The organism is Peptoniphilus indolicus ATCC 29427 (assembly GCF_000227315.1).
In the GTDB taxonomy this organism is placed as follows: domain Bacteria; phylum Bacillota; class Clostridia; order Tissierellales; family Peptoniphilaceae; genus Peptoniphilus; species Peptoniphilus indolicus.
The window spans coordinates 1-1,689 of record NZ_JH165099.1; the positions used below are offsets into that span (position 1 = coordinate 1).

Sequence of the window (1,689 nt, forward strand, 5' to 3'; positions counted from 1 at the left end):
TAAAAATGAGACATATATGTTGAAATTTACATTCTTTATAATTATTAGTATTGGCAAATATGGCTTAATAAAAATTTTAATGAGTTCTAAAAATAGTGTACATGTAAGAAAAAGATTTATCTAAAATGTGTTTAGATGAAATAATTAGAATTTAATGAAGCTTAATTATAGATCTGAAATTTAAAGTTTAGATAAATGAGGACTGTGATTATAAATTTATAACTAATTGTAAAGGAGAATCTAATTGAGAAAAAAATTTATAGAATCATCAGACAATATTACAGGTAAGATCTTTGAAGAAATTTTTGATAAAAATAAAGATCTCAATAATTTAATGCTGCTAGGAGAGATATTGGATAAACTTAGTGATGGAGTTTATATAACAGATGGGGAAGGACTTACAATTTTCGTAAACAAGGCATATGAAAGAATAAGTGGAACAAGTAGGAGTTTATTTATAGGCAAGAAAATGGAACAAGTGATAAAAGAAGGGCTTATAAATACATCTGGGACTTTAAAAGTTATTGAGAATTTAGAAGAAGTAACTATTAATCAGATTCTAAATAATAAAAATCAAGTCGTAATTACAAGTACGCCAATTTTTTCTAAAAATTCTGAAATATCTATAGTTGTGACTACAGTAAGAGATGTTACTGAAATAAATGAATTAAAAGATAAGTTGGATGAAAGTGAACAAAATATATTAATGCTTAAATATTTAATAGATCAGGAAAGTAAGGTTATATATAATTCACATATAATGAAAATGATTCTAAATAAAGCTAAAAAAGTAGCGAATTATGATGTATCTGTATTAATTACAGGTGAAACTGGAGTTGGAAAAGATGTTATAGCAAAATATATATATGAAATTGGGAGCAGAAAAGATGGGCCTTTTGTTGAAATAAATTGTTCTGCAATTCCAGCAAATTTAATAGAATCAGAGTTATTTGGATATGAGTCAGGAGCTTTTACAGGGGCATTGAAAAAAGGTAAAAAAGGAATATTTGAAATTGCGAATAATGGCACAGTGTTTCTAGATGAAATAGGTGAATTACCATTAGAACTTCAAGCAAAATTACTAAAAGTAATACAAAATAAAAAAATAAGAAAAATAGGAGCAGATAAGGATATTCCAATAGATGTGAGAATAATAAGTGCGACAAACAGAGATTTAGAAAAGATGGTAAGTGAGAAGTCTTTTAGACAAGATTTGTATTATAGGATAAACGTAATTCCGATACATATACCACCTTTAAGAGAGAGAAGAGAAGATATAATTCCTTTAGCGCTACATTTTTTAAGAGAAAATAATAAAATAAATAAAACTAAAAAGTATTTTTCAGATAAAGTACTTAGAATATTTTATAAAAATAATTGGTATGGAAACGTTAGAGAGTTAAAGAATATAGTAGAGAGGGTTGTAATTTTAAGTAGAGATAACTGTATAGAAGAATGGGATTTACCGGAAGATATGGTAAATTGTAATAAAAATGTACAAAAGAAAAATATTTTTGAAAGTGGAAGTAACCTTGATGAAATGTTAGATCAATATGAGAAAAAGATAATCAAAGAAGTTATAGATTACACTAATTCACAAAAAGAAGCATCAAAGATTTTAGGTATAACTGAATCAAAACTTTGTAGAAGAATTAAAAAATTGAGAATATAAAAAATATAAATTGCAAA

1 protein-coding gene is annotated in these 1,689 nt (G+C 25.6%); it reads left to right on the forward strand.

Going from position 1 to position 1,689, the window contains the following annotated elements; translation table 11 throughout:
- Positions 1-244: 244 nt before the first annotated feature.
- A complete protein-coding gene (locus tag HMPREF9129_RS10085) occupies positions 245-1,672 on the forward strand; it encodes a sigma-54 interaction domain-containing protein (protein ID WP_004823423.1) in 1,428 nt (475 codons plus the stop codon).
- Positions 1,673-1,689: the final 17 nt, after the last annotated feature.